At 43.1% G+C, this 25,028-nt stretch carries 32 protein-coding genes and 2 pseudogenes; 4 read left to right on the forward strand and 30 right to left on the reverse strand.

Annotation, left to right across the window (positions count from 1 at the left end; translation table 11 throughout):
• Positions 1 to 40: 40 nt before the first annotated feature.
• The 5 genes from QF041_RS12490 to QF041_RS12510 all read right to left on the reverse strand — a co-directional run bounded on the left by QF041_RS12490 (position 41) and on the right by QF041_RS12510 (position 3,303).
• Positions 41 to 673 carry a hypothetical protein gene (locus QF041_RS12490; RefSeq protein WP_307414423.1) on the reverse strand — a complete coding sequence of 211 codons (633 nt, stop codon included), beginning with the start codon at positions 671 to 673 and terminating at the stop codon, positions 41 to 43.
• A gap of 29 nt (positions 674 to 702) precedes the next feature.
• Positions 703 to 1,278, reverse strand: a complete 576-nt coding sequence (locus tag QF041_RS12495; protein WP_307414424.1) for a GNAT family N-acetyltransferase — start codon at positions 1,276 to 1,278, stop codon at positions 703 to 705.
• Between the two features lie 81 nt (positions 1,279 to 1,359).
• Complete coding sequence (locus QF041_RS12500) at positions 1,360 to 2,016, reverse strand: pyridoxine/pyridoxamine 5'-phosphate oxidase (protein ID WP_307414425.1); 657 nt, start codon at positions 2,014 to 2,016, stop codon at positions 1,360 to 1,362.
• Between the two features lie 38 nt (positions 2,017 to 2,054).
• A complete protein-coding gene (locus QF041_RS12505; protein ID WP_307414426.1) occupies positions 2,055 to 2,669 on the reverse strand; it encodes a histidine phosphatase family protein in 615 nt (204 codons plus the stop codon).
• A gap of 127 nt (positions 2,670 to 2,796) precedes the next feature.
• Positions 2,797 to 3,303, reverse strand: coding sequence for a DUF2569 domain-containing protein (locus tag QF041_RS12510; protein WP_047842146.1), 507 nt, complete (start codon positions 3,301 to 3,303; stop codon positions 2,797 to 2,799).
• Between the two features lie 352 nt (positions 3,304 to 3,655).
• Between QF041_RS12510 and QF041_RS12515 the strand changes: the two genes are divergently transcribed.
• Complete coding sequence (locus tag QF041_RS12515) at positions 3,656 to 4,594, forward strand: hypothetical protein (protein WP_307414427.1); 939 nt, start codon at positions 3,656 to 3,658, stop codon at positions 4,592 to 4,594.
• 19 nt (positions 4,595 to 4,613) lie between these two features.
• On the opposite strand, the pseudogene QF041_RS12520 reads toward QF041_RS12515, so the two are convergent.
• Positions 4,614 to 4,889: pseudogene (locus QF041_RS12520) on the reverse strand (RNA polymerase alpha subunit C-terminal domain-containing protein); the annotation flags it as partial.
• Between the two features lie 95 nt (positions 4,890 to 4,984).
• On the opposite strand from QF041_RS12520, the gene QF041_RS12525 reads away from it, so the two are divergent.
• Complete coding sequence (locus QF041_RS12525; protein WP_307414428.1) at positions 4,985 to 5,806, forward strand: DUF2785 domain-containing protein; 822 nt, start codon at positions 4,985 to 4,987, stop codon at positions 5,804 to 5,806.
• A 136-nt stretch (positions 5,807 to 5,942) separates the two neighbouring features.
• Here QF041_RS12525 and QF041_RS12530 read toward each other — a convergent pair whose 3' ends face one another.
• The 7 genes from QF041_RS12530 to QF041_RS12560 form a co-directional block, all read right to left on the reverse strand.
• A complete protein-coding gene (locus tag QF041_RS12530) occupies positions 5,943 to 6,536 on the reverse strand; it encodes a DUF4304 domain-containing protein (protein WP_076327157.1) in 594 nt (197 codons plus the stop codon).
• Positions 6,537 to 6,594: 58 nt separating this feature from the next.
• Entirely contained in the window at positions 6,595 to 7,107 is a 513-nt protein-coding gene (locus QF041_RS12535; RefSeq protein WP_307414429.1) for a DUF4275 family protein, read from the reverse strand.
• 22 nt (positions 7,108 to 7,129) lie between these two features.
• Positions 7,130 to 7,690 (reverse strand): NUDIX hydrolase, encoded by a 561-nt coding sequence (locus QF041_RS12540; protein ID WP_307414430.1) that lies wholly within the window; start codon positions 7,688 to 7,690, stop codon positions 7,130 to 7,132.
• A gap of 164 nt (positions 7,691 to 7,854) precedes the next feature.
• A complete protein-coding gene (locus QF041_RS12545; protein ID WP_307414431.1) occupies positions 7,855 to 8,532 on the reverse strand; it encodes an ABC transporter ATP-binding protein in 678 nt (225 codons plus the stop codon).
• Positions 8,529 to 9,659, reverse strand: a complete 1,131-nt coding sequence (locus QF041_RS12550; RefSeq protein ID WP_307414432.1) for an ABC transporter permease — start codon at positions 9,657 to 9,659, stop codon at positions 8,529 to 8,531. Before QF041_RS12550 ends, QF041_RS12545 begins: the two co-directional genes overlap by 4 nt.
• Positions 9,660 to 9,726: 67 nt before the next feature.
• Entirely contained in the window at positions 9,727 to 11,103 is a 1,377-nt protein-coding gene (locus tag QF041_RS12555) for a sensor histidine kinase (protein ID WP_307414433.1), read from the reverse strand.
• Positions 11,100 to 11,777, reverse strand: a complete 678-nt coding sequence (locus tag QF041_RS12560) for a response regulator transcription factor (RefSeq protein ID WP_307414434.1) — start codon at positions 11,775 to 11,777, stop codon at positions 11,100 to 11,102. The genes QF041_RS12555 and QF041_RS12560 overlap by 4 nt, the downstream gene beginning before the upstream one ends.
• A gap of 293 nt (positions 11,778 to 12,070) precedes the next feature.
• Between QF041_RS12560 and QF041_RS12565 the strand changes: the two genes are divergently transcribed.
• On the forward strand, positions 12,071 to 13,054 hold the full coding sequence (locus QF041_RS12565) for a cation diffusion facilitator family transporter (protein ID WP_047842135.1): 984 nt from the start codon (positions 12,071 to 12,073) through the stop codon (positions 13,052 to 13,054).
• 147 nt (positions 13,055 to 13,201) lie between these two features.
• On the opposite strand, the gene QF041_RS12570 is transcribed toward QF041_RS12565, so the two are convergent.
• From QF041_RS12570 to QF041_RS12630, 13 genes are all read right to left on the reverse strand, one after another.
• Positions 13,202 to 13,498, reverse strand: coding sequence for an SHOCT domain-containing protein (locus QF041_RS12570; RefSeq protein ID WP_047842134.1), 297 nt, complete (start codon positions 13,496 to 13,498; stop codon positions 13,202 to 13,204).
• A gap of 63 nt (positions 13,499 to 13,561) precedes the next feature.
• On the reverse strand, positions 13,562 to 13,720 hold the full coding sequence (locus tag QF041_RS12575; protein WP_307414435.1) for a hypothetical protein: 159 nt from the start codon (positions 13,718 to 13,720) through the stop codon (positions 13,562 to 13,564).
• Between the two features lie 197 nt (positions 13,721 to 13,917).
• The gene (locus tag QF041_RS12580) at positions 13,918 to 14,955 is read right to left on the reverse strand and encodes a glycine-rich domain-containing protein (protein WP_307414436.1); all 1,038 of its coding nucleotides are present in this window, start codon (positions 14,953 to 14,955) and stop codon (positions 13,918 to 13,920) included.
• 316 nt (positions 14,956 to 15,271) lie between these two features.
• Positions 15,272 to 15,838 (reverse strand): MepB family protein, encoded by a 567-nt coding sequence (locus QF041_RS12585; protein WP_307414437.1) that lies wholly within the window; start codon positions 15,836 to 15,838, stop codon positions 15,272 to 15,274.
• Positions 15,839 to 15,908: 70 nt separating this feature from the next.
• The gene (locus QF041_RS12590) at positions 15,909 to 16,157 is read right to left on the reverse strand and encodes a hypothetical protein (protein ID WP_307414438.1); all 249 of its coding nucleotides are present in this window, start codon (positions 16,155 to 16,157) and stop codon (positions 15,909 to 15,911) included.
• A gap of 183 nt (positions 16,158 to 16,340) precedes the next feature.
• Positions 16,341 to 16,772, reverse strand: coding sequence for a hypothetical protein (locus tag QF041_RS12595; RefSeq protein WP_307414439.1), 432 nt, complete (start codon positions 16,770 to 16,772; stop codon positions 16,341 to 16,343).
• Between the two features lie 88 nt (positions 16,773 to 16,860).
• Positions 16,861 to 17,334 carry an NUDIX domain-containing protein gene (locus tag QF041_RS12600; protein ID WP_100529628.1) on the reverse strand — a complete coding sequence of 158 codons (474 nt, stop codon included), beginning with the start codon at positions 17,332 to 17,334 and terminating at the stop codon, positions 16,861 to 16,863.
• A gap of 20 nt (positions 17,335 to 17,354) precedes the next feature.
• Positions 17,355 to 17,903: an HAD-IIIA family hydrolase gene (locus QF041_RS12605; RefSeq protein WP_307414440.1), complete on the reverse strand. Its 549-nt coding sequence runs from the start codon at positions 17,901 to 17,903 to the stop codon at positions 17,355 to 17,357.
• 43 nt (positions 17,904 to 17,946) lie between these two features.
• On the reverse strand, positions 17,947 to 18,162 hold the full coding sequence (locus QF041_RS12610) for a hypothetical protein (RefSeq protein WP_307414441.1): 216 nt from the start codon (positions 18,160 to 18,162) through the stop codon (positions 17,947 to 17,949).
• Positions 18,163 to 18,492: 330 nt separating this feature from the next.
• Entirely contained in the window at positions 18,493 to 19,356 is an 864-nt protein-coding gene (locus QF041_RS12615) for a DUF4085 family protein (protein WP_307414442.1), read from the reverse strand.
• Positions 19,357 to 19,499: 143 nt separating this feature from the next.
• Positions 19,500 to 19,889 (reverse strand): hypothetical protein, encoded by a 390-nt coding sequence (locus tag QF041_RS12620; RefSeq protein ID WP_307414443.1) that lies wholly within the window; start codon positions 19,887 to 19,889, stop codon positions 19,500 to 19,502.
• A 69-nt stretch (positions 19,890 to 19,958) separates the two neighbouring features.
• Positions 19,959 to 20,426, reverse strand: coding sequence for an NUDIX hydrolase (locus tag QF041_RS12625; protein WP_307414444.1), 468 nt, complete (start codon positions 20,424 to 20,426; stop codon positions 19,959 to 19,961).
• A gap of 36 nt (positions 20,427 to 20,462) precedes the next feature.
• Positions 20,463 to 20,849 (reverse strand): winged helix-turn-helix transcriptional regulator, encoded by a 387-nt coding sequence (locus QF041_RS12630; protein WP_307414445.1) that lies wholly within the window; start codon positions 20,847 to 20,849, stop codon positions 20,463 to 20,465.
• A gap of 244 nt (positions 20,850 to 21,093) precedes the next feature.
• Here QF041_RS12630 and QF041_RS12635 point away from each other — a divergent pair, with 244 nt between their 5' ends.
• Complete coding sequence (locus QF041_RS12635) at positions 21,094 to 21,681, forward strand: NAD(P)H oxidoreductase (RefSeq protein ID WP_307414446.1); 588 nt, start codon at positions 21,094 to 21,096, stop codon at positions 21,679 to 21,681.
• Positions 21,682 to 21,777: 96 nt separating this feature from the next.
• On the opposite strand, the gene QF041_RS12640 is transcribed toward QF041_RS12635, so the two are convergent.
• The 4 genes and pseudogenes from QF041_RS12640 to QF041_RS12655 all read right to left on the reverse strand — a co-directional run bounded on the left by QF041_RS12640 (position 21,778) and on the right by QF041_RS12655 (position 25,012).
• Positions 21,778 to 22,419, reverse strand: a complete 642-nt coding sequence (locus QF041_RS12640) for a FusB/FusC family EF-G-binding protein (RefSeq protein WP_307414447.1) — start codon at positions 22,417 to 22,419, stop codon at positions 21,778 to 21,780.
• Between the two features lie 285 nt (positions 22,420 to 22,704).
• Positions 22,705 to 23,325: a zinc dependent phospholipase C family protein gene (locus QF041_RS12645; protein ID WP_307414448.1), complete on the reverse strand. Its 621-nt coding sequence runs from the start codon at positions 23,323 to 23,325 to the stop codon at positions 22,705 to 22,707.
• Between the two features lie 93 nt (positions 23,326 to 23,418).
• The gene (locus tag QF041_RS12650; protein ID WP_307414449.1) at positions 23,419 to 23,970 is read right to left on the reverse strand and encodes a stalk domain-containing protein; all 552 of its coding nucleotides are present in this window, start codon (positions 23,968 to 23,970) and stop codon (positions 23,419 to 23,421) included.
• Positions 23,971 to 24,138: 168 nt separating this feature from the next.
• A pseudogene (locus tag QF041_RS12655) lies at positions 24,139 to 25,012 on the reverse strand (carbohydrate ABC transporter permease).
• Positions 25,013 to 25,028: the final 16 nt, after the last annotated feature.

The raw sequence follows: 25,028 nt of genomic DNA on the forward strand, positions 1-25,028 counted from the left end.
CCCAACGATCGGGAGTGATGTAAGGTAATCCCATAATCCTCTATTGTATGTCGTCCTTGTTGAACTCAGGATTATAGGCAAAGTCATAGCTCGCCAGCATGATGAATGACACACGACCCTTCTGGTCAAATGCCATGGACAATCCTTTCATGTTCTCAAATCCTCCTTCTAATATTGCATGATCAAAGGAAGGTATGACATGGTAATTGCCTTTTTTATTTTTCTCCATGACATATGTAATACTTTTTACTTTTCCTTTTTTAGTATCTATAAAAGCTTTTTTACCGTATTGTTGGAAGACCTCCTGGACTGTACTTCCATACCCTATCCCTCTTGGCGTTTTATACTTTATGAACTTTGCCGGATCATTAATCATGATGCCATCCACAATGCCATCTTTGTAATGAATACTCATATCTTTGTACTGGTAGACATTCGTATAGTAGTAATAATCCACGTGGAGTCCAAGTTGCTGCTCAACCTCTTCACGAGTACTTCCTAATTTAATCGTAATATCTTTGGATTTAATCTGAAATTGGAATTCATCCTCAGTAAATATCTTAGTTGCATGAGATGCAGGAGGTTCTTTTGAAACGGCATTACGATTGTATGTCACTTCTGAGCTACTTAAAACAGTCATGAATAACATAAGATACAGAATTCCTTTGTTCAACCTCGATCGCCCTTTCAAAAACACGTTCTTTATTTAACACGAGTATAGAAGTCTTCTTTTACGATAGCATACATCTTCAGATCCTGAAGCTCATTTTTCACCTTCATGTATTTCCTCAACACACCTTCGAATTGCATGCCTGCCTTCTCCATGACCTTGGCAGAACCTGTGTTTTCCACTAAACATCTGGCCTGGATTCGCTCAAGCCCCACTTCGTCAAATCCAAATTGGATGATTCGTTTCACTACCTCGGTCATGTAACCTTGATTCCAAAATTGATCAGATAACACATATCCCAGTTCAACTCTCCTGTTATCGCTGTCACACCCTAGATAGTTACAACTACCAATCAGCCCCTTGGTGTGTTTATCTTCGATCCCCCACGGGCCTATTAGATCCGTCTCATAGCGACTCATGACAAAATCTAAAAAAGCTTTGGTGTCTTCTTTGCTCTGATGCGCGTCCCAGGTCGTGAACTCCGATACAGCAGGTACAACGCAGTAACTGTACATATCCTCCAGATCATCATAAGTAAGAGGTCGAAGTAACGTCCGTTCGGTTTCCAACATGGGAAATGGTTCGAAGAAACTTTCAATCGTTTTCATAGATTTATCCTCCCTCAGATTGTTAGGAAAAAGAAACACACACCAGTTCAGTCCGTGTTGCCTAACTCACCTGTTGTAATATCAAGGCCACAATCTGAGTGTCTTCCACTGCCCATCTTGCTTTACATATTGGACTCGTACATGCTTGCGCTCCGAATCTCCCTGCCAAAACTCCACCTCTTGTGCATTCACGGCATATAGACGCCAATGAGGTGTAACAACACTGGGGTCAAGTCTTATCTTTTCCTTCTGAGCTTCAATGGAACTATCCAGCACTTCCTCGCTATCCAAAACCTCACTCTGATGTCCTGTCATGGCAACTGCTCTTGCTCCAGCTGAACGTTTGCGGAAATCATCAGCGCCCGCTTCCTCCCCTCGATCCTCGGCAATTCCCCTTATCCGAATCTGTCTTCCAAGGGAAGGCCAGTAGAATGTCAGAGCGACATGAGGATTCTCCTTCAACTGCTGCCCTTTTCGACTCTCCGAACTGGAGGCAAAATAGAACGTTTCATCAATTACGTTTTTCAAAATCAACATCCGCGCATCAGGATAACCATCTTGATCCACGGTGGAGATTGTCATAGCGTGAGGTTCTTTCACTTTGTTCTCAACCGCCAATCTCAACCACTCCAAAAATAGCTTCCCCGGCCGCTCCGGCAACTGCCCCGTATCCCACGTTGGAAATGGGCCGGATAAAGATTTTAAACGTTGCAACAGTTCAATTGGTTTATCGCTCATGTCATCGCCTCCGTCTTCTATTTAACATGGAAAAACAACTAATCTAGATGACTTAACACATTTACGCTGCTAAGTTTCCAACCATGCCTTCCCTTTTCAACGGTATGTACACTGGTGTTGTCCATGGGATAAAAGCTGGACTTATTGCTCCATTCCTTCTTCTCAAGCAGATAATACAGAATATTAATCACTCCGCCGTGAGTAATTAATAGAACATTGGTCTTTACTGTTTCCTCCTCTATATCTCTAAGAAGATTCTCGAAAGATATGCTTATCCGGTTATAAAAATCCCTTGGACTTTCTCCTCTCGGAAAAGGTGAATCCATTTCAAGGGTGTTGAAATAAACTCCTGGGTAATGTTCTTCAGCATCCTTATGGAGCATGCCTGCCAAATCTCCGTTATTCATCTCACGCCAATCTTTCATTAAGCTAGCCTGCATGTTTAATTTCTTCTCAATTTCCCGTGTAGTCTGCACTGCACGAGGAAGATCACTGCTAATAATCGTATGTATGTTGTACTCCTCAGCATGATGATGCAAATGCTCTCCCAGTTTCCTGGATTGATTGATTCCCTGTTCCGTAAGTCCACGATCACTCCATCCGCCTCGATACCCTTCCTCATCCATCCCATGCCTTACCAGATAAATTTTCAAGATCTCTCCTCCTTTTCACTTCTATAATGAACACTATACCTTACACTGTATGACTAGCCCGGCATATATACAATAAACCCGATCTCAGATAGCTTCTATCCAAGATCGGGTATTTCCTGCTTACCATTTATCTTACAAATGTGTTATGAACTCGCTCGGATTTGATAAAGTAAGGAATCCAGATGGCACAAGTAAGTACCGACTTGCCAATATCTCTTAACGAGTTTCCATCCTCAAGTTCTCTCGCCATCGGAATCTGAAGCAACAATAGATAATCAATGATACTAACGGCTAGACTGACACTATAAAATATGATCATAAGACGAGGAAAGATCGATTTTCTACTATACAAAGCAATGATAGTATATATGCTAAACACTAAAAACAGTGCGTTATATACCGTTTCAAAAATAACGACCGGTCCCCATAGCGGGTGATAATATTCAGATTGCTTCGAAGTTAGCAACTCCCAAGTCTCTGTTGTAAGCATGGGCAAACAATACATAACCAATTGGAGCGCCAGGAAAATCAACGTAAGAAATAATCCAATCTGGACGAGAATCAGCCAACCACCTAAGCCCGATACGCCTAGTGGACGGTAGTCTGTCTTTTGCTCTTGAATATGTGGTTCCACCTCTTAACACTTCCTTAACTAGTTTTGTTTTTCTGAGATGAGTCTTCCTCGTAATTGTAAATTGAATCTACGGGTGATTCTTACCCCTTCATTCACGTGCGTTGTATGTATTTTCACACTCTCCTTATAGCAATCTCTCCGCCCTCCTATTATATAGAATTTTACACAACTTCCTTATTGTACTACGAGTGTCAAGGCACAGGTTACCAAACATCATACTCATCCACTGTAAAAGCCAAAGAAAGACCTTCGCTATACTTCCGCCATGTTCAGTAAAGTACACGTACGTCATAATCCTCTTATACAGATGCAGATGGTGACTCTGAATTTGACTACAAAGGAGGATATGGATATGACCAATCCCAAAGTAAAACTTTTGCCTTTTGCCGACATTTCAAACTATGTCGAGGGCTTCGATATCGTTTCCACCCAGTGGGGCGGGGATGGCCTTGTTTATGTGCTTTTGATGAATCAGATCCCCGAAAGAGAACGAGGTATGTTCGTTCAGAGTAAATTGAATCAAAGCTATACGTACAAAGTGCTTATTGTGACAGATCAAACTATCGAGGAAGTTGTCATCTGGGGACAGACGTTCAATTATCATTACGTACAACCATTGCATGATCATCTGCTGCTCGTCGGAGCACGGTGTGCGAATTACGGAAATGAACAGTTTGATCTGAACGCCAAATTGTGTGATTTAGACGGAAATACGATCCGCGAGTTTCTGTTGGGAGACGGTATCCAAAGTGTACAGGTCACAGAGAAGGGAACGATCTGGACCAGTTACTTCGATGAAGGGGTATTTGGTAACTACGGATGGAGCGATCCAATTGGATCAAGCGGTCTGCTGGCCTGGGATGAGCACGGTAATAAAGTGTACGAAAACCGCGCAGCTGACATTGCAGATTGTTACGCACTCAATGTGGTAAATGAGAAGCAGGTCTGGTTCTACTTCTATACCGATTTTGAACTCGGTTGTATCTCAGGGGGAACCAGTGAACCTAACGTAACATTTATGAATCCAAACATCTCCGGTTCCTCTGGCCTCAGTACGGATGGTTATCATTTCTTGTTCGATGCCGGGTACGGTAAACATGGGACGTTTGTGCTTAAAAAAATGGAGAAACCCGGTAGATTGAACAAGGGGCAGAAGATTGTTTTGTTAAATGAGGAAGATCAGCCCTTCAAGCAGGCACGGCAGGATTTTCGCCAACATCGTCTTCTACTTAGTGAAGGTAACTTGTTGTATCGGGTAACGATGGAGGAGATTACTTCCGTCTTGGATTAGAGGAAAGGGGTGAAGAGGGTTATTTCTTAAAAGACAATCCCTCTTCTTCCAATGCATTTCGAAGTTTAGGCATGGCAGATGGCCCGATTCCGTGCAGCTTCAGGATTTCTTTCTCCGTGTACTCCGCAAGTTGCAGTAGTGTTGTAATGCCTTCATTCTCCAAGGCACGTCTGGCGGGAGCTGACAGCAAGGCTAGAAATCCTTCTGTCGGTTTACGTTCAGCTTCGCACGTTGGACAGGTTGGGCTGTCACTTTTTTTATAATACGAATGTCCTTGTTCGCATGTTCTGAGTGTTCATTTATCGTTTGCCATGTGGGCATCACTCCTTATAAATTGTATAATATAACCAAGTCAACCTGAATGATAGTTTACTCATAGGAGTGTGTAGAATGGAATTAAAAGATAAGTTGTTATTAATAAAAGAGAATGACTACCAAGCACCTTCAGATATATTTCCATTAGTACAAGAAATGATACATAACATCGGTTCTTTGGATGCCCAGCTACGTGATGAATTAATTTACACAACCTTGTCGAACTGGATTCCTGGTCATGCTCTGACTGTGTACGAACTAGAGCAAATCTTACCCGTAGTCTTGGATGAAAACCATTTGCATTTTAGACTTGGAGAAACAAATTCAGACGCTGTATTCACTCGATCTTTCTCTATGTTGGTTATATCAGTCTTTTTATCCAGGCATAGAGAATCACCATTTCTCTTAAAAGAACACATTCATCAGATAAAAGAGAACGTATTCTACAATGTACAAAAAGAGCGTGATTACCGTGGACATGACGAAGTAAAAGGCTGGGCTCATGCCATAGCACACGCAGCAGATGTTTTGGATGATTTAGCTCAATGTAGCGAACTAGATGAGACCGATCTCTTAACTATCCTCGACTTAGTTTATCAAAAGATAACCGTCACAGATCGCGTGTACTCCGATGGGGAAGATGAAAGAATGGTGAAATCCATCATTAGTGTCTTAAATAGAAGGATACTTAGTGAGACTTACATAAAGCAATGGATTCAACGTTTTGGTGATGTAGAGAAAGATGCAGAATTTCTTCCCTCGTTTAGGCAAAAGAATAACATAAAAAACTTTCTAAAGAGTCTATACTTCAGGATTAAATTTCACCAATTGGATGCTGATCTCGGTCCAACTATTGAGCACACATTATATAAAGTAGAACCCGTATATTACTCATGATTATCAGTCCTTCCAGATTTTCACCCTTATCTCAGACATATTATTGGAAGGAATCGCAATTTTAATTATTGTTAAATTCAGCTCCAAACAAATTGAAATTAGGTTATGAATTCGGCTTGTTTTCTTACCATATAACTTATAATCCGTACTCGGCAAAAACGGCTGCATATTTCTTTTCTAATATCGTCCAGCGCTTTTCGGCTCCGTATTTGGCGTGCAGTTGCTGTAAATAATGCTTGGCTTCTTCCGTATCGCCGGCTTTTAGCAGGAAACGGAAGGTTACTTCGCTTAAATGTAGCGCTGTCTTGTCCATATAATAATGGACTATATCTCTGGCCCCTGTTAGCGAGTGTAAGAATGACATACCCTCTTCCAAATGTGACACCAGTTCTTTCGATAAAGCGTCTGGATCGATATCAGGCGTTAAGGTATAGTGGGCCGGAGCGGAAGGGGCTATTTCTCTGATTCGGCAGGTAAAATGAGATGTGAACTCCAATATGTCTCCATTCAATCCAACGGAATGCAACTCCGCAAGTTCGGTGGAATGAACACCACAATTAACATAAAACTGGACTTGTCTACTGGTGTTATACTTTGCTCTTTGAATGTTGAACTTATATGCGAGGTTTCCATCCGCTTTGTAGAAATTCAGATTTTTCTTCGAATAGCCGTGTTTGGCAAATACGGGTTTGACGTCTGTTTTGATGATCTTCTTAAAAAGTTCCTGCATTGATATCACTCCCAAGGCAAAGTTTATTTAATTCGTTGTTACCCTTTTTTGTTCAGAATCATGCTTGTTCTATTTTATAAAAATAAGGGCCACACATGGATTCGTGCGTATACACGTACGTCCATGTAAACGCTCGGTCGAAGATATAGATATCCTGCTCCGAATCAAAATCCGCTGCAATGACCCGATTCGCGTTTTCGTATAAAAGCACCCAACCACCACTTTCATACATCACATATACTTCATCTTTCGGCTCGGCATCGAAAGCATCTCGTGCTTCATCATGTGTCAGACATTTCTGTTGTTCATAACTGAACATATGCCACTTGTACTGGCTATAATGGATAGACTCTTTGACCACATCATCGATATTATGGGCAAATACGCTGTCCCATTGCTGTACAATCCCTTCGGATTCCTCATACAGTTCGGATACGACAACCCCTTTATCCTGCAATTTCTCCTTGAACATATATTCCTGATGGATACGCTCAATCCCCCAATATGCTCGGTTCAGTTCCATTTCGGGTAACGCATCCAGCAGCTCGTTAATTTTATCTCGAATCATCATTACCTCCGTAAGTTATCTGGAATTAGAATACCTGGCCCTTGCCTGACTGTTTAGCTTCATTTCGCAGTACATAAGCCAGTTTGTACATCTCCGCAATGTCATGTCTGTTCTGTTTCTGGAATCTTTGGATCGCTTCATCAATCTCTACCACTTCCACTGCAACCACCTGCTCACCATCCTCCGGATTCAGCGGATCACCGACAAGTTCAACATCTCCATAACCGATGATTCGTACGAAATGGGGATGCGGGATATACGGTCGATACGGTTCCAACGCACTGGATGTGCAATAGAATTGACCAAAGATCTGATAGGACCGCATGTCTGCCCCAAGTTCCTCCATCAGTTCGCGCTTCAGTCCATCCATATACTGCTCACCTGCTTCAAGCGTCCCTCCAGGCAGCTCCCAATCTCCATTATCCAGTTGAAAGACGACACATTGATCCCCAACAAACGGAATGATGCTAATATTACTCACCAGCTTTTCATCCACGATGTCGTTCAATCTGAACTCCGCCTCAATAATTCCCCAATGAATTGACGTACTCAGCGCTGGAAATAGTTCCGCACTCAAGCTACTCATCCGCACCCGATCCTCTCTATCTAATTCCACTATTCTTCCAATTATAGTCGAAAACACAGAAAGAAGGCCACCTTCCCACCGGGGAATACGTGACCCTCTTCTTACGCTCTCTGCCCTTAAGCCTTGAATCAGTGTTCTCTCCAGACTCTCAGACCATTCTCCTTCTAATGCTGCACCAGCTTTCCATTTTCCAAAAAAAGAACCCGGCTACAGAGCGGCAAAATCCGCTCATCATGCGTAACCATCACTGCACTCTTGCTCTGCTCCTTTACGAGCCGTGCAATCATGCCGACAATATCCAGTCCACGTTCCGCATCCAGACTGGCTGTCGGTTCATCCGCGAGCAGAACAGCCGGATCATTCATCAAGGCCCGTGCAATGGCGACCCGCTGACGTTCCCCGCCAGACAGCTTCTCCGCATACGCCTTCCGCCGATGGGTTAACCCTACCGTATCCAACAACTCATCCACTCGTTTCTCCGCCTTGTTTTTATCCGATCCGGCGAGCTTTGCAACGACCATGAGTTGTTCTTCTACTTTCAGATACGGAATGAGGTTGGCACTTTGAAAGATAAAACCGAGTTGCTGGAGCCGTACATTGGATATATCTTGTTTGCTTTTGCCCATAATAGAAGACCCGTCCAGCAAAACCGTTCCTTCCGTTGGTTCAAGAAGTGCGCCAGCAATGGACAGGAATGTACTTTTACCCGAGCCGGAAGGCCCCATCACAGCCACAAGTTCCCCTTCAGCAACCTCAAGGTCCAGTTTGTCCAGAATCGTGCGTTTGCTGCCGCCATCTTCAAAGGTCTGTGTAATTCCCTGTAATACCAATCGGTTTCTCATGCTGCTGTCCTCCCAATCGCATCAAGTGCATCAATTTTGCTAACCTTCCACACCGAGAATAACGAACCCGCCACAGACATGAGTATGAATAATACACAGGTCAGTGCGAGAGTGGACAAGCCTAATTGAAATGGCATTGATGCTGGCAAGATGGACTCGAACAGTCGAACCAACAGTACACTAATGATCAGACTACCAACTGACAAGACCAGAACTTGTAACGAAACGCTCCCCGCCAGATAACCATTCCGCGTTCCGATGGCTTTTAATATGCCGAACTGACTCGTTTTCTGAATCGTGATGACATAGAAGAATACTGCAAGCACAAACGCCGAGATGACATATAGAAATGCGATCATCATGAGCAATGATCCCTGTTCTTCCTTATATCCAGGAATGGCCGATACGGCATCCGACTTTGTGATGACTTCCGTATTAGGCATTGCAACACTCAGGCGGTCTACCTGATCGCCCCCATCCTTAATCGCAATAGCATTGTACATCGGCGCATTGCCATTGGTGTCTGCTGAACCTTGCGAAGTCCGTGAACCTCCTTGAAGCGTAAGCCATTCCTGTTCATTCAGGAACACCACTGGGGAGTGACTGAAGGACTCATTTTGTACAAATCCACCAACGGTCCACTCCGTTCCCGAAGCTTGATCGACCAAGACGGTGCCAATTGTGACACCAGATTCAGACAACTTATGGTCCACCACAACTTGCCCGTTCGTCTTATCTGTAATCGGAGACCCTTCAGTCACCGTTGGAGCAAGCCAGCCCTCCGGATTAACCATGAACAGCGTGACATCGATCTTTTTTGTGTCGCCGGTTGGACTGACGGTTGTCATTTTCACACCGAGTGGCTCAGCGTTCTCTTGCCCCACCACGGAGCGAGCTTGATTAAGTTGATCCTGATCCACTTGTGACCGGGTGAACCGATGATTCGAATCCTGCTCCAGCACAAAGTGGGTTGCTGCCATATTTTTGACCGAAGCTGCGTTATCATACGCCAGCCCCTGTGCAAGACCTGTAACAAACAGTACCAGAAATGAAACAAGTACCATGATTGTAGCAATTAAGGCATAGCGCCCTTTGGCATACCTCATTTCCCGAATAGCCAAGTACATGTTCTGTGACCTCCCTCTTGATAATCCAAGTATAGGAGGCGAAAATGAACGGCAAATGAATAACAGATTACATCTGCGGAAGTGTCACCGTGAAGACTGTACCCTCAGGCGAACTGGAAACCTCGATTGTACCGTCATGAATTCGGATAATTTTCTGCACAATGGCAAGTCCAAGCCCTGTTCGTCCAGAAGAACGTTCCCGCGCACGATCCACCCGATAGAATCGATCGAACAGGAAAGGCAGATGCTCCGCAGCAATCCCGTCTCCTGTATCCCGAATCTGAATCACACACTGGTTATCTGTCTGCTCGGCATGAATCTCGATGCTTCTTCCCTGTGGCAGATGATTCACTGCATTACCCAGCAGATTCATCCACACCTGCATGAGTAGCACTTCATTGCCCACTAGCTGGATGGATTCGGGCACCGAAATCCGAAGCAGTAGCTCTTTTTCTTCAAGTTGCCATTGCAGCACCTGAACCGCTTGCCGGAATTGATCTCGAAGAGAGAACTTTACTTTGCTCAGATCTTCGTTGCCTTGTTCTAGGGAGGACAGGAGAAGTAGTTGTTTGCTGAGCAAAGAGAGATGACGGCTCTCCTCCTCAATGATTGATGCATAATGCTCTCTTTCCTGTTCAGGCAGATCTCGATCGGCCACCAATTGGGCAAAACCCTGAATCGAGGTCAACGGTGATTGAATCTCATGCGATACATTCGATACAAACTGCTGTCGCGCCTGATCTACCCTTTCCAATTCACGACTCATGGTCATGAAATGCTGGGCCAGCTGTCCAATTTCATCCCGCCTTGCGGTAGGCAATTTCAGATTATATTTTCCTTGTGCAATGCGCTTGGTCGCCTCGGACAGACGTTCAATCGGATTGACCAGATAGCGGGTACTGATCAGAAAGATCAGGATACTAATACCCACCGTCAATGCTCCAATCAGCGCAAAAAAGATTCGCAGCTCACCGAATTGCAGGATTACATCCGGACGCATAAAGAGAGCGTAATTCGCATTGCCCAGTTGTAGATGAACACCCACGGTATTGCTTAATTGATTATCGAAGAAACCGGTAATGAACGGTTTGCTTGGAAACTGGGCGACGCCATGGTATATTTCTCCATTCAGCACCAGTTTCACAGCTTGCTTATCCAGATCTTTCTCACGGAATTCGCGGCCGTAGAATTGGTCGTTGCCTTTTCCATCCGTCACATAGATTTCGTACCCGAGTGCGGCGGCATTGTTCAAATACTGCTCCATCGTGCCGGGTTGCTGTTCCACAAATTGCTTCATTTGCGTCGCGATGCCCACCAGCTTCTCATCATTGAAATCCTTGAGCTTTGTATGATAGTAGATGTTGGACAAAAGAAAACCGAGCATGCCGCTGACCACAATCACCGCAATTGTAATGAGGAATACCCGGACGTACAAGGTCCTCAAGGTGCTTTCACCTCCATCTTGTAACCAATGCCCCGCACAGTCTGTATCACGAAATCATCCGTATAATCCGCAAACCGATCACGCAGCCGCTTGATATGTACATCAACGGTACGGTCATCTCCTTCATAATCTGCTCCCCATACGAGCCGAATGAGCTCATCCCGCGAGAACAAACGGCTTGGAAACTGGGCAAGCTGTGAGAGTAATTCAAATTCTTTCATCGGCAAAAAGAGAATGGATTGCCCGTCAGTAACCTCAACATTGTTACGGTCAATGACAACCCGGTTCATACGGATGATATCGCTGGATGTGCGATGGTACCGACGAAACAACGCCTTTACCCGATAGACCAGTTCTTCAGGTTCAAATGGCTTGGTCACATATTCATCTGTTCCTTTCAGATAACCGTCTCTCTTGTCAGATAGCTGATCTCGTGCCGTCAGCAACATAATTGGAATGTCGTAATGCTGCCGAATGTAATCACATAACTCCAGTCCATCCATACCTGGCATCATCACATCGAGGATCGCCAGATCGATCGGCGTTTCTTGCATCAGTTTGACCGCTGCCAATCCATCCTGCGCTTCATGGACCCGATACCCTTCCTTGGTCATGACATGCCGCAGGAGTGCTCGAATATTGGCATCATCGTCTGCCAGCAGCAGATGTTTCATATGGTTGTCCGCCCTTCTATGTAACCAGTACATCTCACTTTGATCCTGCACAGATGGTAGCATAAAAGCAATCTCATTCGCCAGCATACATTCCCGGAAACACCGCGGCCATGTTTACATTTCCATGAATCTGGTTGACACTATTATGAGGCGCAACTATAATAAAACCACAACATATGAACGAACGCTCATATATTCATTTGTAGGTGATCAAATATTAACAAGAATCATCTATATTCCACACTAGAAATCATATTACATAACGGAGCAAGGCTCCAAAGGAGAGGATTTATATGTCCGGACATCATCACGATCAGAACCATGGGCACGATCATGGACACAACCACGCTCACACCACCAATAACAAGAAAGTCCTGTTGTTTTCCTTCATTATTATTACCATCTATATGATCGTTGAAGCCATTGGTGGATTCATCACCAACAGTCTCGCGCTTATCTCGGATGCAGGTCATATGTTGTCCGATTCCATTGCGCTCGGGATCGCTTTGCTGGCGTTCACCTTTGGTGAAAAAGCGGTGAATACTGGCAAAACGTACGGATACAGAAGATTTGAAATTTTGGCCGCTACGTTAAACGGAATTACGTTAATCGCCATTGCACTCTACATTTTCTACGAAGCGATTGGGCGTTTTATCAACCCGCCAGAAGTCGCAACCGTAGGCATGTTAATCATCAGCGTCATTGGATTGCTCATCAATATTCTGGTGGCCTGGATCATGATGCGTGGTAGCGATACAGAGAATAACCTGAATATGCGAGGGGCTTATCTCCATGTCATCAGCGACATGTTGGGATCGGTTGGGGCCATTGCGGCAGCACTGCTCATGATGTTCTTTGGCTGGGGTTGGGCCGATCCACTTGCAAGTGTAATTGTCGCGGCGTTGGTATTACGAAGTGGTTTCTATGTCACCAAATCCTCCCTGCATATCTTGATGGAAGGTACTCCCGCCAATGTCGATGTGAATGAACTGGTGCAGACCATCAAACAAGTCGAAGGTGTCAAAGGTGTTCACGATGTGCATGTCTGGTCCATTACCAGTAACCTGAATGCGTTGACCGCTCATATCGTGGTGGATGGAACGATGGATGTCTATGCATCCGAGATCCTGGTTCAGAAGATTGAACATATGCTGGAGCATAAAGAAATCAAACATGTAACGCTCCAAGTGGAGTCCGAGAAACATCTGCATGACACCTCGGTATTATGTACGGTCAAAGGCGACGCACCAGATGCCCACGCGCATCATCACCATTGAGAAGGGTAACAAATATTAGTTGCTTCTAAATGAAAACAGGGCAGATTCCCCGGTGAAGGGAACGCCCTGTTTTCATTTTCCTAAGTTCGGCTTTTGGGTATGAGTAGAAAATAGAATAGCCTTTACCTAACCGTAGCGGGCTCTGGACTACTTGTATCTGGAGAGTAACTTCTCTTTCTTTTGATCGAATTCATATTCTGATATGATATTTTTTTCTTTTAAGTCACCCAACTGTAACAGTTGTTCATGAACATTCACAGGGGTCTTTTTTCTCTTGCTTGATATGATCAAGGCTAGAATTGAGAAAAGCAGACCATACAGGACACCCAAAATCCCCAAACCTGCCGCTACCTCCGCACTTTCTTGCGAACCATCTATAAAAACTACGATTAATAAAAAATTGAGTAAGAACCCAATAAGGCTAACGATTGATAATGCTTTCAATGAATATTCCTCCTAAAGGTTATGTATGTTTCTATTCAAAATCAGGAAAGGCAAGTCAGAAGGCTAAACATTAACCTCGTCCCAGTTTATAATGACGTATCCTAGCTGAAACAACAGGATGACAATATAACTGATGTTGATTCCCAAACTGATCTTAACTTTCTTGATCTGATCCAAGAAATCTTCTTTGTTCATTTTTCCGCGTTCCAGCTTGGACTTCATCCAAGCCTTTCTCAATTCCTAATTTGAAACTTATATGCACACTCAAGGTCAGAGTGACTAAACTAAAACCTATAAAACTTAAATACGGTGTGAATTTGTTGCTTCACATGTGCTCTTCCTTTCCGGCAATCTCCATTTGTCTAGTGACTGTTTCATTCAAGATTGCAGATTCACTGTAGCCCAAATACTCAACTTCATTAATCTCCGCCACCACCACAAGATGAGCAGCTGGATGAGCTGCAAGAAGAGTCAGAAGATGATCCCGAGGATGATCCGGATCCTCCCGAGGAACTACTACTGTCGGTACATTGATCCGCATAACAGCTGGAACTGCTCGTGCAACTACTGCTTGACGAGGAAACATAGGCTGCCTTTTCCTGTGGAAGAATTTCCTGTTCCAGCCGCCCCATGTGTAACCCATATGTCGCCTCGTTATGCATGGAGTAATACACCATGGCGCTAGCCATGACGAGAGCTACATCGCTACTTCCGGAAGATGCTGGAGACAGCCCTTCTTCACTTAGCATTGCGGATCTACGTAGTTGATCAATCAAGTAGGCAATCACCTGAGCAGCTTCAGGATCCTCCTGCATGCGTCTGGAATGAAACAACTCATTCACCAGTTCAGACTGATCTCCCTGTGCGATCAGCTTCTGTACATCACTGGATAATGGGTAAGTGAAAAAATCACCCCAGATTGCAGCACTGTAGGGAGTGAACTCGAATAATTGACAGTACACCCAGTCAAACCATGCACGTGCTCCTGGCGTTTCGCGGCGGGTGATTGCCGGCTCATGGTGTACCGTGGAACCCATTAATTCTGCACAAAAATCAGCGTAAGATTTCGTAAACATCAGCATCTCATGCCACAAATCATCAACTTCATCACTGAACATGGGCACCTGCTTAAGTAATGAAGCCATAATGAAATATCGCTTAAGCTCTATCAATTTCCACCGATACTCCAGCGTTTTAATGTGAGGATATTCCTGTTGAATTCGGATCTTGAGTTTGTTGGCAAAATGCTTATTGTAACTCTTCTCCAATTGAAGAATGGTTTGCTGATAGGAGACTTCTTCTCGAAGTCCAAGATTCAATGGTGCTTTTTTTCGTTTGTACGTAACTTTCGTCTGTTTTCTGCGTCTTCCTGCTGGACGGAAAATCTTGAGCTTACGTCGAACCAAATAGGCTGTTACAACTAATAAAACTGCTGCAAGGTAGTAGTAGATCGGCATAATAAAACCGCTCCTCTCCGTTGATCTTCTCTATGTAGGGTTAAACTATCATTAGTATAAATGAGGAACGGCAGTGATTAATAGAGCCCTTTGGCATACATGCCAGAGCTCTAGTTTAGTATATTCCATTGTTGCTCATTGTTATGAAATGGCAATGATTATTGGAGATAGGGTATTTCCCGGGAAACTTTCCACCCATAGCATACTCGCCCCACGGTACACCTACCACTAAAGCAACTTGAAAGAGAATAACGATTAGGATCAGGAAGGTGAATACGATTGCTGACGTTAATACGATCATGACCACACTCCTAAATCATAGGTGATTATAGTGGTTTATCATAAATATCCGGGCTTGATCATAATTCAATGGTTCAGTAAAAGGGACTTCCAAGAAGTATTCCAGCTGCCATTGCTGCGTTTTTAGAGCCTGTTTACTTGTTGGCTTGTCCCAAGGCGGATATACACGTATGGCGCGCTTGCCACCTTTGCCTTGATCCGATACGATATCTCGCTCTAACAATACATGTTTTGGAAATACAAATTGACCAAAATGGCTACCTGAGCGCGTACTAATGACATACATATCTGCTGGATCTGATACATCATATGGCTGTGTCGATCCATCTTCACTCCGCTGCCACAGGGTAACAAATTGTCCAATCTTGGTTGGCGTGGTTTTGGCGACACGGAATCGAATGGAGAGAGAATTTAAGGTGAACACATATGCACCATATTCAGCATTTTGTGCTTCTTCATGTGGTTGAGAGCACTCAAAGCCACACTTGTCATAGATAAGTTCTTTACTGGCAAGTAAGTCGCCATGAAGTATATCGGGGGTCGTCCAAATATTCGGACGATTCAGACTATTTTTGTTATCCAACTTGTGATATCTCTCCTGTCTTGTATAGTCCGAACTACGGCATTTGCAATAGCTTTAGAGCTTTGCTAGTTCAAAATTCATGACATAATCGCTTCCATTCCTGCCATGCCTTCAAGTATTCAGGCAGATCATCAGGATGTTGCTTATTGCTCAGCCCAATTCGGCAATATAGATGGACCAGAGCTTCCTCTATTAATCTGGATTTTTCCATTTCCACTTGTTCCAGAAGTTCAAATGTAGCAATTAATGTTTCGGTGTTGATATCATCCGGCGAAGAGCTAAAAGCATACAAGAAATCATAGAGGATAGGTCCAACCATTGGAGATGGGTCAATAACGCGATAAGTTCATTTTGATCATATACAAAATTATGAACCCCCGTATCGCCATGTAAAAGAAACTTTTCTTCTTCCTCATGAAACAGGTGATCCACTTTGGATTGAACCAGATTATAATCATCTGTTGTTAAAACACTTCCGATATTCATCTTTGCTTCTTGAATACTAATCTGATTGAATTCTTTCCAGGTCCTCTGTTGGGAACTCTGTTCTGCCCCATGATTTCGTATCTGAAGAACGCACATATGTATTGAATAACTCTTTCACCAGACGAGTTAACCAGTCTCTTTTCTGGCCCCGGTTGAAATGGGTCGTGCCTTCCATATACGTATAGATAAAATAAGTGTTATCCGGATCAGTCAACAAAACTTCAGGCAATAACGAAGAATTCTTATACGTATCCAAAAACTGCTGGGCGATGTGAATCTGTTCGGGTTCATCCGATTTCAAAATATAGTGTTTATTCAGACTCGTACTCAACCGATAAACACGTCCAGCTGTGGTACCTGACAAACTTTGAATTTTAGATATTTCTTCGTTGATATGATGCATCTTGAATAAGTCATTGATCTCATTAATCGTTGGATTAATTAACATATGGTTCTCCTCATAATAACTAGGATCTGAATTCATTTGTCGAAGATAAGGTGAGTGAGTTTAGATTTTAATCGCACAGTCGGTTGGATTATCTTTCAAAATGCGCCCGTTCCTCTTGATTGGAGCTAAAAATATAATCTGGATACTGGTTTGCCATGGGTGGAAGCTGATCCTCCGGGAAAAACTGCAGATCCTTCATCTCTTCATTATCGGGCGTAAGTTGTCCAGATCTGATCCCGCATTCAAATACGATAGTCAAATATTCAACCTGATGACCATTGCTGTATGTAAACCTTCTTGCTTCACCCCCGTATATTCCGATAATCTTCTCGGGTTCAACAACTAGACCTGTCTCTTCCAGTGCCTCTCTTACCATCGCTTGCGCCGGTAGTTCACCAAGCTCAATTGCTCCAGCAATCAGCCCCCAGGTTGATTCGTTATGTTTACGACCGAACAGAATTTCCCCTTGTTCATTTCGGATAATCCCAGCTACACCTGGCATAAAAATAAGCTCGTTGCCGATCTTGTCCCTAAGGTTTTTGTAATAGTCTGACATACCCATACACAGTTACCTCCTGTCTTTTATTTTCTAAATTCCCTTCCATCAATGATCCATTGTACGGCACCCCAAATATCCTCTGCGATATAATCAGGTTCGGTCTCCATCCATTTGTCTCTGAATTTGGTTAATGAAGATTCCCCCCAGCCTGTTCGCACCATGATCTTGGTCGCTCCTACGGCATGGGCAGCAAGCATGTCTGTATCTCCTACATCTCCAATAACGATGCATTTGGATAAATCCAGACCGTGTTCCTCGGAGGCCTGTAATAACATTCCGGGTTTAGGCTTTCTGCAACTGCATTCTTGCTCATTCGGACATATATAGGAGTGATCGAATCCGTACTCGCGAAATTGCTCTTCAAAATCCTCAACACTCACTTCTCCACGTGAGATTCGATATTGATTCGTAAAAGCCAGTACCATAATTCCTTCTCGTTTTAAATGCATAATTGCTTCTTGAGCATTTGGGTATAATCTGAAATCTCTCGGATGAATAAAATGACCTGTACCACCAATTGTTCCATCTCTGTCTATAAAAACAGCTTGTACGTTTCCCTGTGGTTTCATCATGGTCTGTTCCCTTCTTAAAAAAATTTCAAGTCTTGTCGTTCATCTATACTTTCTCATCAATAATATGCTTGCTACCATCTTGCTGCTTATGGTGTTGCAATTTTTTGATTTCAGTTTTCAGATAGTGCACTTCTTTAATTAATACATCCAGCTTTTTAGATGTTTTGGATGAATCTATCGCATAACGTACAATTGCAGCAAAGATAAGAACCACAATTAAACATATAAGTGATACTACTAAAGCTCCATAAAGCTCCAAAATGGTGTTCAACTCCTTGCTGTCAAAATAATATGTTATAAAACTCTTCTGAAAACCAAAACCATATGATCCCTAATATAACCATTATGGTGCCTAGTACTTTTAATATTATTTCGATATGTTTAGGGATATCACTATTGGGTGGGTTATCTTCAAACTCGTAATTCGGTTTAATTTTTCGATATCTCATCAGGACAAATATTTTGTATAGAAAATCAGGAAAGAAGTAACATGCAATGCCCACGACAAATACGGGAGTAGATAAATAACCAAAGGTACTGGTGGTCCATTCCATCTCTATTCCCTCCATATTCATCCTCTTGGCCTCTCTCATTCTTCCTCTACGAGAATGTCAGCACAGCGAACAATCAATTCAGGCATACTCTCTCCCTCAAATAAAACATGAAGCTCATATCCGTTATCGATCCGATACAGCTCTTGATACATCCAGTAACTGCCTACAATCCCACCGTCTTGCTTGATGATTTCGGGTGCAACCAGCGTAAGTTTATTTATGTTGGTGAAGCCCCCACGGGTGTCAAAACGAATGACCACCTCATCACCCGTCAGCAGTTCTATCACTGTACAATCATGAAATTGAATCCGGCTACGAATTTCATCGGGAATATCCTGCGCTAAAATGGCTTCCCTGTATTCATTCGATACACGCTCCATCTCTCTCCTATTTTCTTCACTCTGTTTCTTTAACTGTAGCATTACTTCTCTCGTGCAATAACCCAACGTAAATATACGGATATCCGCAATTTTCTCATAGATTTCTTTAGGTAAACGCTCTTTCTGGTTTTTGCAATCCCATTCCAGATTGCTTTTAAACTCTTGCTTGTAGCTCAACTCATCAAAAGGAGGCCTCACATCATAATCTGCAATTAATTTTTCGATCCGCTCTTTTTCTTCAGCAGGCATCTGGTATATTCTTTTATCGTCTTCCAATATTTCATTTCCACTAAAGAACTTTTCAGCAGGCACAAAACCATGGCCATTTTGCTCCAGCAAAAAACGAGGATCTGTATTATACATCTCACGCTGAAACTCTACATACTCTTTTTCTTTTCTTTTATAACGTCGCAGGAAAAGTGCTTCGTCCAATTCGTAAGTTCCTCTATGTACCCTCATCCCAAAATGAAGCCCTGTCCGCTGACACAGCTCATACCATTCTTTCGTTCGATATCTCATATGCATCTCTCCTGCTAATTATTAAAAATCTATTTTGCTATTGAAGCATAGACCTGATCTCGTTAGAAATTGCTCTATTGTTTGCATCGCTACGCCTCCAAAATCCTCAGCCTCAACGATTCCTTATATTCACAAACACTGTTCTACCCCACGGTTTGAAACAATTTATGTTTGATCTCTTTGTCGTTTCGCGCCGCCCATTCATGCACAGCTTCTACGCCTGCAGACTCCTGACCTCGTTGAAAATAAAAACATAGATCCATCGGCACTAACCGTTTACCATAGAGTTTGATGCCAATCCGTCTGTAATTCATATAAATACACTCAATCTGAGATGCATCATATCTCTGATGTTTCATAGAAATCACATGATCGCTTTCCAGCGTAATACTGGGTTTAGTGAAAAACAAACGCCAGAGCAGAAAAACGATATAACCGAGAATAAAGGTCAATATAACGATCAGGAAGTACTTCATAATACCATTTTCATCATAAATAATATTTCTGAAAAACATAGCTTCAATGACCAACATACATAGTAGGCTCAACCATGCTCTTGGATAAATCGTCTTGTATGTGATGAGTTCCACCTCCTAATTATTCTAACCATTAATCCGAAGCCACTCGGAAGGGGCTTTTCTGACAAAATGCTTTTCAACAAAATCCAAAATGTTATCAATTCCGGGCAATGCGGCATTTTCTTTGGCTTCGTCAAATGTCATCCATTGGTACTCGGTATGTTCATGATTTAACCGGACAGACTGGTCTTCATCAACATATCCTACGAATACGGGAGCAATATAGATATACTCCTCCAGGGGTGAATAATATTGTTCGAATTGATTGGCAGAATACAACCGGACTTCCGTAATACCTGTTTCCTCATGAACTTCTCTGAGTGCAGCTTCCCATACCTTCTCGCCCTTTTCTATCCCGCCGCCAACATAACACCACTCGTTATGCAACATACGACCAGCCCGTTTCAGCATCAGTACACGGTATTGATCGAGGCTTTTCTTCAACAGAACTACAGCAATGCCTTCACAACGAATGGGAACTACCTGTTTCATGTGCTCTGTACCATCCACCTTCTCGTGCCCCTCTCTTCAACTTTCCTGAGAATCGAAATCCTCCATAACTTTAAATTTATCCCCGTGGATTTTATCCAGATGGTCTTCTCCCCAATAACATAAATGGTCCAAGGCAGGCTTGAGTCCCCAGCCGTAGTCCGTTAACTCATATTCCACTTTGGGAGGAACCTCCGAATATACCTTGCGCTGTACGATCTCATCCTTTTCCAGACCTCTGAGCTGTGTTGTCAGCATCTTCTGTGTAATGTCCGGTATCAATCTTCGAAGCTCCGACGTGCGTTTCCGTCCTGTCATCAAATGATAAATAATCAAAGGTTTCCACTTCCCACCCATTACTTCCAAGGCCGCTTCCACGCCTACTTTATATTTTTTTGGAGCACTCGTTTCTCCATGTTCCGTCATTTTTGAACCCCTCCATAAATAGGCTATCAAGGTGAATCATAATCTTTTTTTCTGCTATTTTTTCCATTATTCAAGTCTATTTCAAGGCATTCATTTAGGGTACTTTGATGTTCCTATGGCACTTCATTCTTCCTATAGAACATCAAAGTGCGTACTTCCAGATGTTTTCATACCTGTTTATAATAGCATCAGCCACTGATTTATGGCTACAAGACTGCATTCCAGAAAGGTAGTGAAAGATAAGATGAACGTACTCATTGTAGTATCCCATCCAAGAAAAGACTCCTTGACCTTTCAGGTAGCTCAACGTTTTGCACAGGGTCTTACCGATGCCGGTCACGGTTATGAAATATTGGATTTGCATGGGATTGGCTTCGACCCAATTCTCCGAGAAATGGATGAACCAGACTATACCCAAGAAAATCAGGTGTTCTCGCCTGAGGTTGAAACCGAGATGAAGCGATTGAAGAAACACGATGCTGTGGCTTTTGTGTTTCCTCTCTGGTGGTGGCATCTGCCAGCCATGTTGAAAGGTTATGTAGATCGTGTCATGAACAACGGATTTGCCTACGGCGCGAACAAGCTCCCTCATCAGCAGATATTGTGGATCGCTCTTTCGGGTGTGACGGAAGAACAGGTGCAGAAGCGCAACTATGGTCAATCGATCGCCAACCTGCTCAATGTGGGGATTGCCGATTACTGCGGCGTGTCCCAATCGAGGGTTGAGTTTTTATATGAAACGTTGGAATCCAAGCCTGAGCACTATGAGGCACTGCTGAACCATGCACATCACTTGGGACTGAACTATGCCAACGATCCTTCGACGCTATAAAGATATTAATAGCGCTGCATGGTTATGACGTCCCAATTCCGCTTGAACACAGCAAAAAGGTCGCTCCAAAGAGCGACCCTGTTTGTTTAGATTCAATTATTTTACGGTCGAGAGAAGAAACTTCTCCAACATACTAGTATCGGTGATGCTATGGTTACAAGCTGTGTTATCCATGCATACGTACTGGGCCACGGAAGAAATGTTGTCCGGCGTATAACTCTTGGTCTTCACGTTGAAGAATCCGAGCTCCTGATGGCGATGACAGAACATGCAATACCCTTTCTTGTTCGTGGCTGTAAGCCGCCCCTCAATTCCGAGGAATCTGCCTTCGTGCGGATACACGATGAACAAGCGATCGGTAGCAATGTCGGTCCATCTCAGATAAGTTGTACGTGCGTAATCGATGGATTCCAGATCCGGCACTTTGAGCTTCTTTACCTTGGGAAACAGCTTCTGAATCTGCTTCGCGGATACTTGCGGAAATGGAATCAGATATGCTTCCAGCTGGTTCAGATAGGTCTGCAACTCATTTGTCTTCTCATACGTGGATAACTGCTCCAGCAGTTGCTTTTGTTCCGGCGTCAGATCATTGAAGATGCCAACGGCATTCGTGCTGACGGTATAACGGACCGTATCCAACACTTTGGGGTCCACGACCGAGCGCAGCGTTTTGAGCAGGAAATCAGCTTGTTTTTGAATATAATTAAATTGATGATTATAAATAAATGGTGTTTGCATGGCTTTCAGCCCCTTATTTTTATTAGGAAAATAAAGTAAGGTGCAAAGCCTGCGGGTTGAACCATTATGTTGATTCCAGGGCATACGATCTCATTTTGTCGCGCCCTACACAAAGTCCGCCCCTATTCAGGCTTTGCGTAAGGCTTTCTAGCGAACGAGCAATCCGGCATCATCCATATTGCCACGTCATAACCCCCAATACGATAGATATACCGGAATTATAACAGGATTGGGAGTGTATGGGCAACGGGCTTTGTTCCGATCTCCACTTTTCAGAAATATAGCCTACAAATTATACTTTATCTTTACATACCTCATATTCAATAATCCCATATCGACTGATGTCTCTAAGTATCCAACGATCTGGTTAAACGTAAAAACATTAAGATTTTCATCCAATATTGCGTTATCATATTCCATATCACCCAATACATATGGAACAAATTTTTCAACATCTTTTGATTTAACCTCATCTAATTCAGGCAATGTAGAAATGTAATTCAGCGACCTTCTTAATTCATCTGTGTATCCATAATGCTTTAATAACTTCACATTCAATATTCTGAAATCATTATGATACAGTTTATATAATCCAGCGTCTGCATCCATTCTGTTTTTTAACCAAGGCAGATTAAAACCTTTCAACCAAATATCATCAGCAATCAAATGTGTAAAATAACCAAGTACATATAAGTCTTCTGCTTGCGATCTATATTTATGTATAAAGCCTTTGTAGTCAACGTTCCTTGAAAAGTCTTGTACTTCACCAGCAAAGAAATGTGACGAATCTTTTGATGAAACAGCATCCGGAGCGATACTTCCAAGTAAAAAAGGCGTCTTATCTTTGATTGATAGGCTATCAGCAATTCTATTTGCAATTATCAGATGCATTATTCTTGAACCCATATACCCTCCTACCCTTCAACGAATATTTGAGATCGAGCCTGGATGTTTCCAGTTTAACGAAATCGTTTCAAAACCTGTTGTTCTGCATAAAAGTCATGGCAAGTTAATCTTCGCAGTTATTCGAACCATGTTCTTGCTGTTATTGGATTCCCAATGAACCTCCTTACCATATGCTTCACTAATTGCTCTTAACGGCAAATAAACTCTTCCATCTACCATTAATACTTTACTCTTTAGTTCAATTTGCTTGTCGAACTCGGTAAAAGAGCTTTCCCCCACCTTAAAAGTTAACCTTGGTTTTGGATAATCATCTTTGTCGACATATGCAAATATTACACTTTTGGCTTCGTTATCCCACCATATCCCTTTACCAGGCACATCGAAATCTAGTACATTCGTAATATAGGCTGGCGAAACGAGTATGTGGCCGTCAGAGATGATATAATCATTTGCCTCTACTAATTGAAATGTTTCCAAGTTAACCATAACTTCAATTGATTTCTTGGGAGCTTCAGCGCCTGCTTGAGTCTTTAGTTCTTTTTCATTAAGTAATATATTGATCTTTTTCGGTGCGCTTGTGGCTGTAAAAGTCATGAATACGCTCAAAAACGTCAAAGCAAGGGTAACAACCATAATCTTCTTCACTTTGTCCACATCCTCCTATTGGTAAATGACTCATGCTCTTAATCAACTCTCATAGTACCATTTTATTCAATTAAAGGTAATATACTTCTATTCCATAACAAAAAAGAAGCCACCTCCCTGGCCTTCCCCAGTTCAGTGACTCCATTTTATTCTAACCCCTACATTTAACTACTCCTTAACAGCACCAACCACGATCCCCGTTACAAAGTACCGTTGCAGGAACGGATACACAAGCAGGATCGGCAGCGCGCTAATAAAGATCTGCGAAGCCCGAATGGTCCGTTGGGACAGGTTCTTCACCGCTTCTGGATCAAGCTTCGACATATCGGCCTGCACGATGATTGTCTGCATGAAAGTCGCAAGTGGCAGCTTTTCCGCATCACGGATGTAGATAATCCCATCAAAAGTATGCGTTCCAATGCCCAACCATCATGAAGAGTGAAACCGTTGCAATAACAGGTACGGAGACCGGCAGATAGATTTTGATAAACGTCTGGAAATGTCCTGCGCCATCGATAAATGCAGCTTCCTCCAGATCCTTTGGAACGGTACGGAAGAAATTCAGCAACAGAATGATGTTGAACACCGCAACCAATCCTGGCAAGATCAAAGCCAGCAATGTGTTCATCAGTCCCAGCTTCAGAATCAGGATATACCCCGGAATGAGGCCACCGCTGAACAACATCGTGATGACAAAATACCACAGATAGATGTTACGTGCACGGAACACCCGCGTCTCCTTGGAGAGCGCATAGGCTGCAATCGTATTAACGATTAACGCAAGTCCTGTACCCAGTACCGTCCGCTCCACGGATACCCATAAGGAGGAGAGGAAGTTGGTATTGGCAAATGTCTTCGCATATGCCTCCAGTGTAAATCCAATCGGCCAGAACGTGACGAGACCAGCATTCGCAGGTGCAGATGCGCTAAGAGATACCATGAGCAAGTGATACAAAGGCAGCAAGCAGAGCAGTGAAAGAATGGTCAGAAATACATTGTTGAATATGCTAAATATGCGGTAAGGCATCGTTTTATGATACATTTGTTCGTCCTCCTCT

This window comes from Paenibacillus sp. W2I17 (assembly GCF_030815985.1).
Classification (GTDB): Bacteria; Bacillota; Bacilli; order Paenibacillales; family Paenibacillaceae; genus Paenibacillus.

What these genes read in the sequence shown, in the direction of transcription:
- QF041_RS12495 (WP_307414424.1), bottom strand. Translation starts at nt 1,278, where the DNA reads ATGAAAACGATTGAAAGTTTCTTCGAACCATTTCCCATGTTGGAAACC.
- QF041_RS12500 (WP_307414425.1), bottom strand. Translation starts at nt 2,016, where the DNA reads ATGAGCGATAAACCAATTGAACTGTTGCAACGTTTAAAATCTTTATCC.
- QF041_RS12515 (WP_307414427.1), top strand. Translation starts at nt 3,656, where the DNA reads ATGACCAATCCCAAAGTAAAACTTTTGCCTTTTGCCGACATTTCAAAC.
- QF041_RS12525 (WP_307414428.1), top strand. Translation starts at nt 4,985, where the DNA reads ATGGAATTAAAAGATAAGTTGTTATTAATAAAAGAGAATGACTACCAA.
- QF041_RS12530 (WP_076327157.1), bottom strand. Translation starts at nt 6,536, where the DNA reads ATGCAGGAACTTTTTAAGAAGATCATCAAAACAGACGTCAAACCCGTA.
- QF041_RS12535 (WP_307414429.1), bottom strand. Translation starts at nt 7,107, where the DNA reads ATGATGATTCGAGATAAAATTAACGAGCTGCTGGATGCGTTACCCGAA.
- QF041_RS12540 (WP_307414430.1), bottom strand. Translation starts at nt 7,690, where the DNA reads ATGAGTAGCTTGAGTGCGGAACTATTTCCAGCGCTGAGTACGTCAATT.
- QF041_RS12545 (WP_307414431.1), bottom strand. Translation starts at nt 8,532, where the DNA reads ATGAGAAACCGATTGGTATTACAGGGAATTACACAGACCTTTGAAGAT.
- QF041_RS12550 (WP_307414432.1), bottom strand. Translation starts at nt 9,659, where the DNA reads ATGTACTTGGCTATTCGGGAAATGAGGTATGCCAAAGGGCGCTATGCC.
- QF041_RS12560 (WP_307414434.1), bottom strand. Translation starts at nt 11,777, where the DNA reads ATGAAACATCTGCTGCTGGCAGACGATGATGCCAATATTCGAGCACTC.
- QF041_RS12565 (WP_047842135.1), top strand. Translation starts at nt 12,071, where the DNA reads ATGTCCGGACATCATCACGATCAGAACCATGGGCACGATCATGGACAC.
- QF041_RS12575 (WP_307414435.1), bottom strand. Translation starts at nt 13,720, where the DNA reads ATGAAGTCCAAGCTGGAACGCGGAAAAATGAACAAAGAAGATTTCTTG.
- QF041_RS12580 (WP_307414436.1), bottom strand. Translation starts at nt 14,955, where the DNA reads ATGCCGATCTACTACTACCTTGCAGCAGTTTTATTAGTTGTAACAGCC.
- QF041_RS12590 (WP_307414438.1), bottom strand. Translation starts at nt 16,157, where the DNA reads ATGGTTGGACCTATCCTCTATGATTTCTTGTATGCTTTTAGCTCTTCG.
- QF041_RS12595 (WP_307414439.1), bottom strand. Translation starts at nt 16,772, where the DNA reads ATGTTAATTAATCCAACGATTAATGAGATCAATGACTTATTCAAGATG.
- QF041_RS12600 (WP_100529628.1), bottom strand. Translation starts at nt 17,334, where the DNA reads ATGGGTATGTCAGACTATTACAAAAACCTTAGGGACAAGATCGGCAAC.
- QF041_RS12605 (WP_307414440.1), bottom strand. Translation starts at nt 17,903, where the DNA reads ATGATGAAACCACAGGGAAACGTACAAGCTGTTTTTATAGACAGAGAT.
- QF041_RS12615 (WP_307414442.1), bottom strand. Translation starts at nt 19,356, where the DNA reads ATGAGATATCGAACGAAAGAATGGTATGAGCTGTGTCAGCGGACAGGG.
- QF041_RS12620 (WP_307414443.1), bottom strand. Translation starts at nt 19,889, where the DNA reads ATGTTGGTCATTGAAGCTATGTTTTTCAGAAATATTATTTATGATGAA.
- QF041_RS12625 (WP_307414444.1), bottom strand. Translation starts at nt 20,426, where the DNA reads ATGAAACAGGTAGTTCCCATTCGTTGTGAAGGCATTGCTGTAGTTCTG.
- QF041_RS12630 (WP_307414445.1), bottom strand. Translation starts at nt 20,849, where the DNA reads ATGACGGAACATGGAGAAACGAGTGCTCCAAAAAAATATAAAGTAGGC.
- QF041_RS12635 (WP_307414446.1), top strand. Translation starts at nt 21,094, where the DNA reads ATGAACGTACTCATTGTAGTATCCCATCCAAGAAAAGACTCCTTGACC.
- QF041_RS12640 (WP_307414447.1), bottom strand. Translation starts at nt 22,419, where the DNA reads ATGCAAACACCATTTATTTATAATCATCAATTTAATTATATTCAAAAA.
- QF041_RS12645 (WP_307414448.1), bottom strand. Translation starts at nt 23,325, where the DNA reads ATGGGTTCAAGAATAATGCATCTGATAATTGCAAATAGAATTGCTGAT.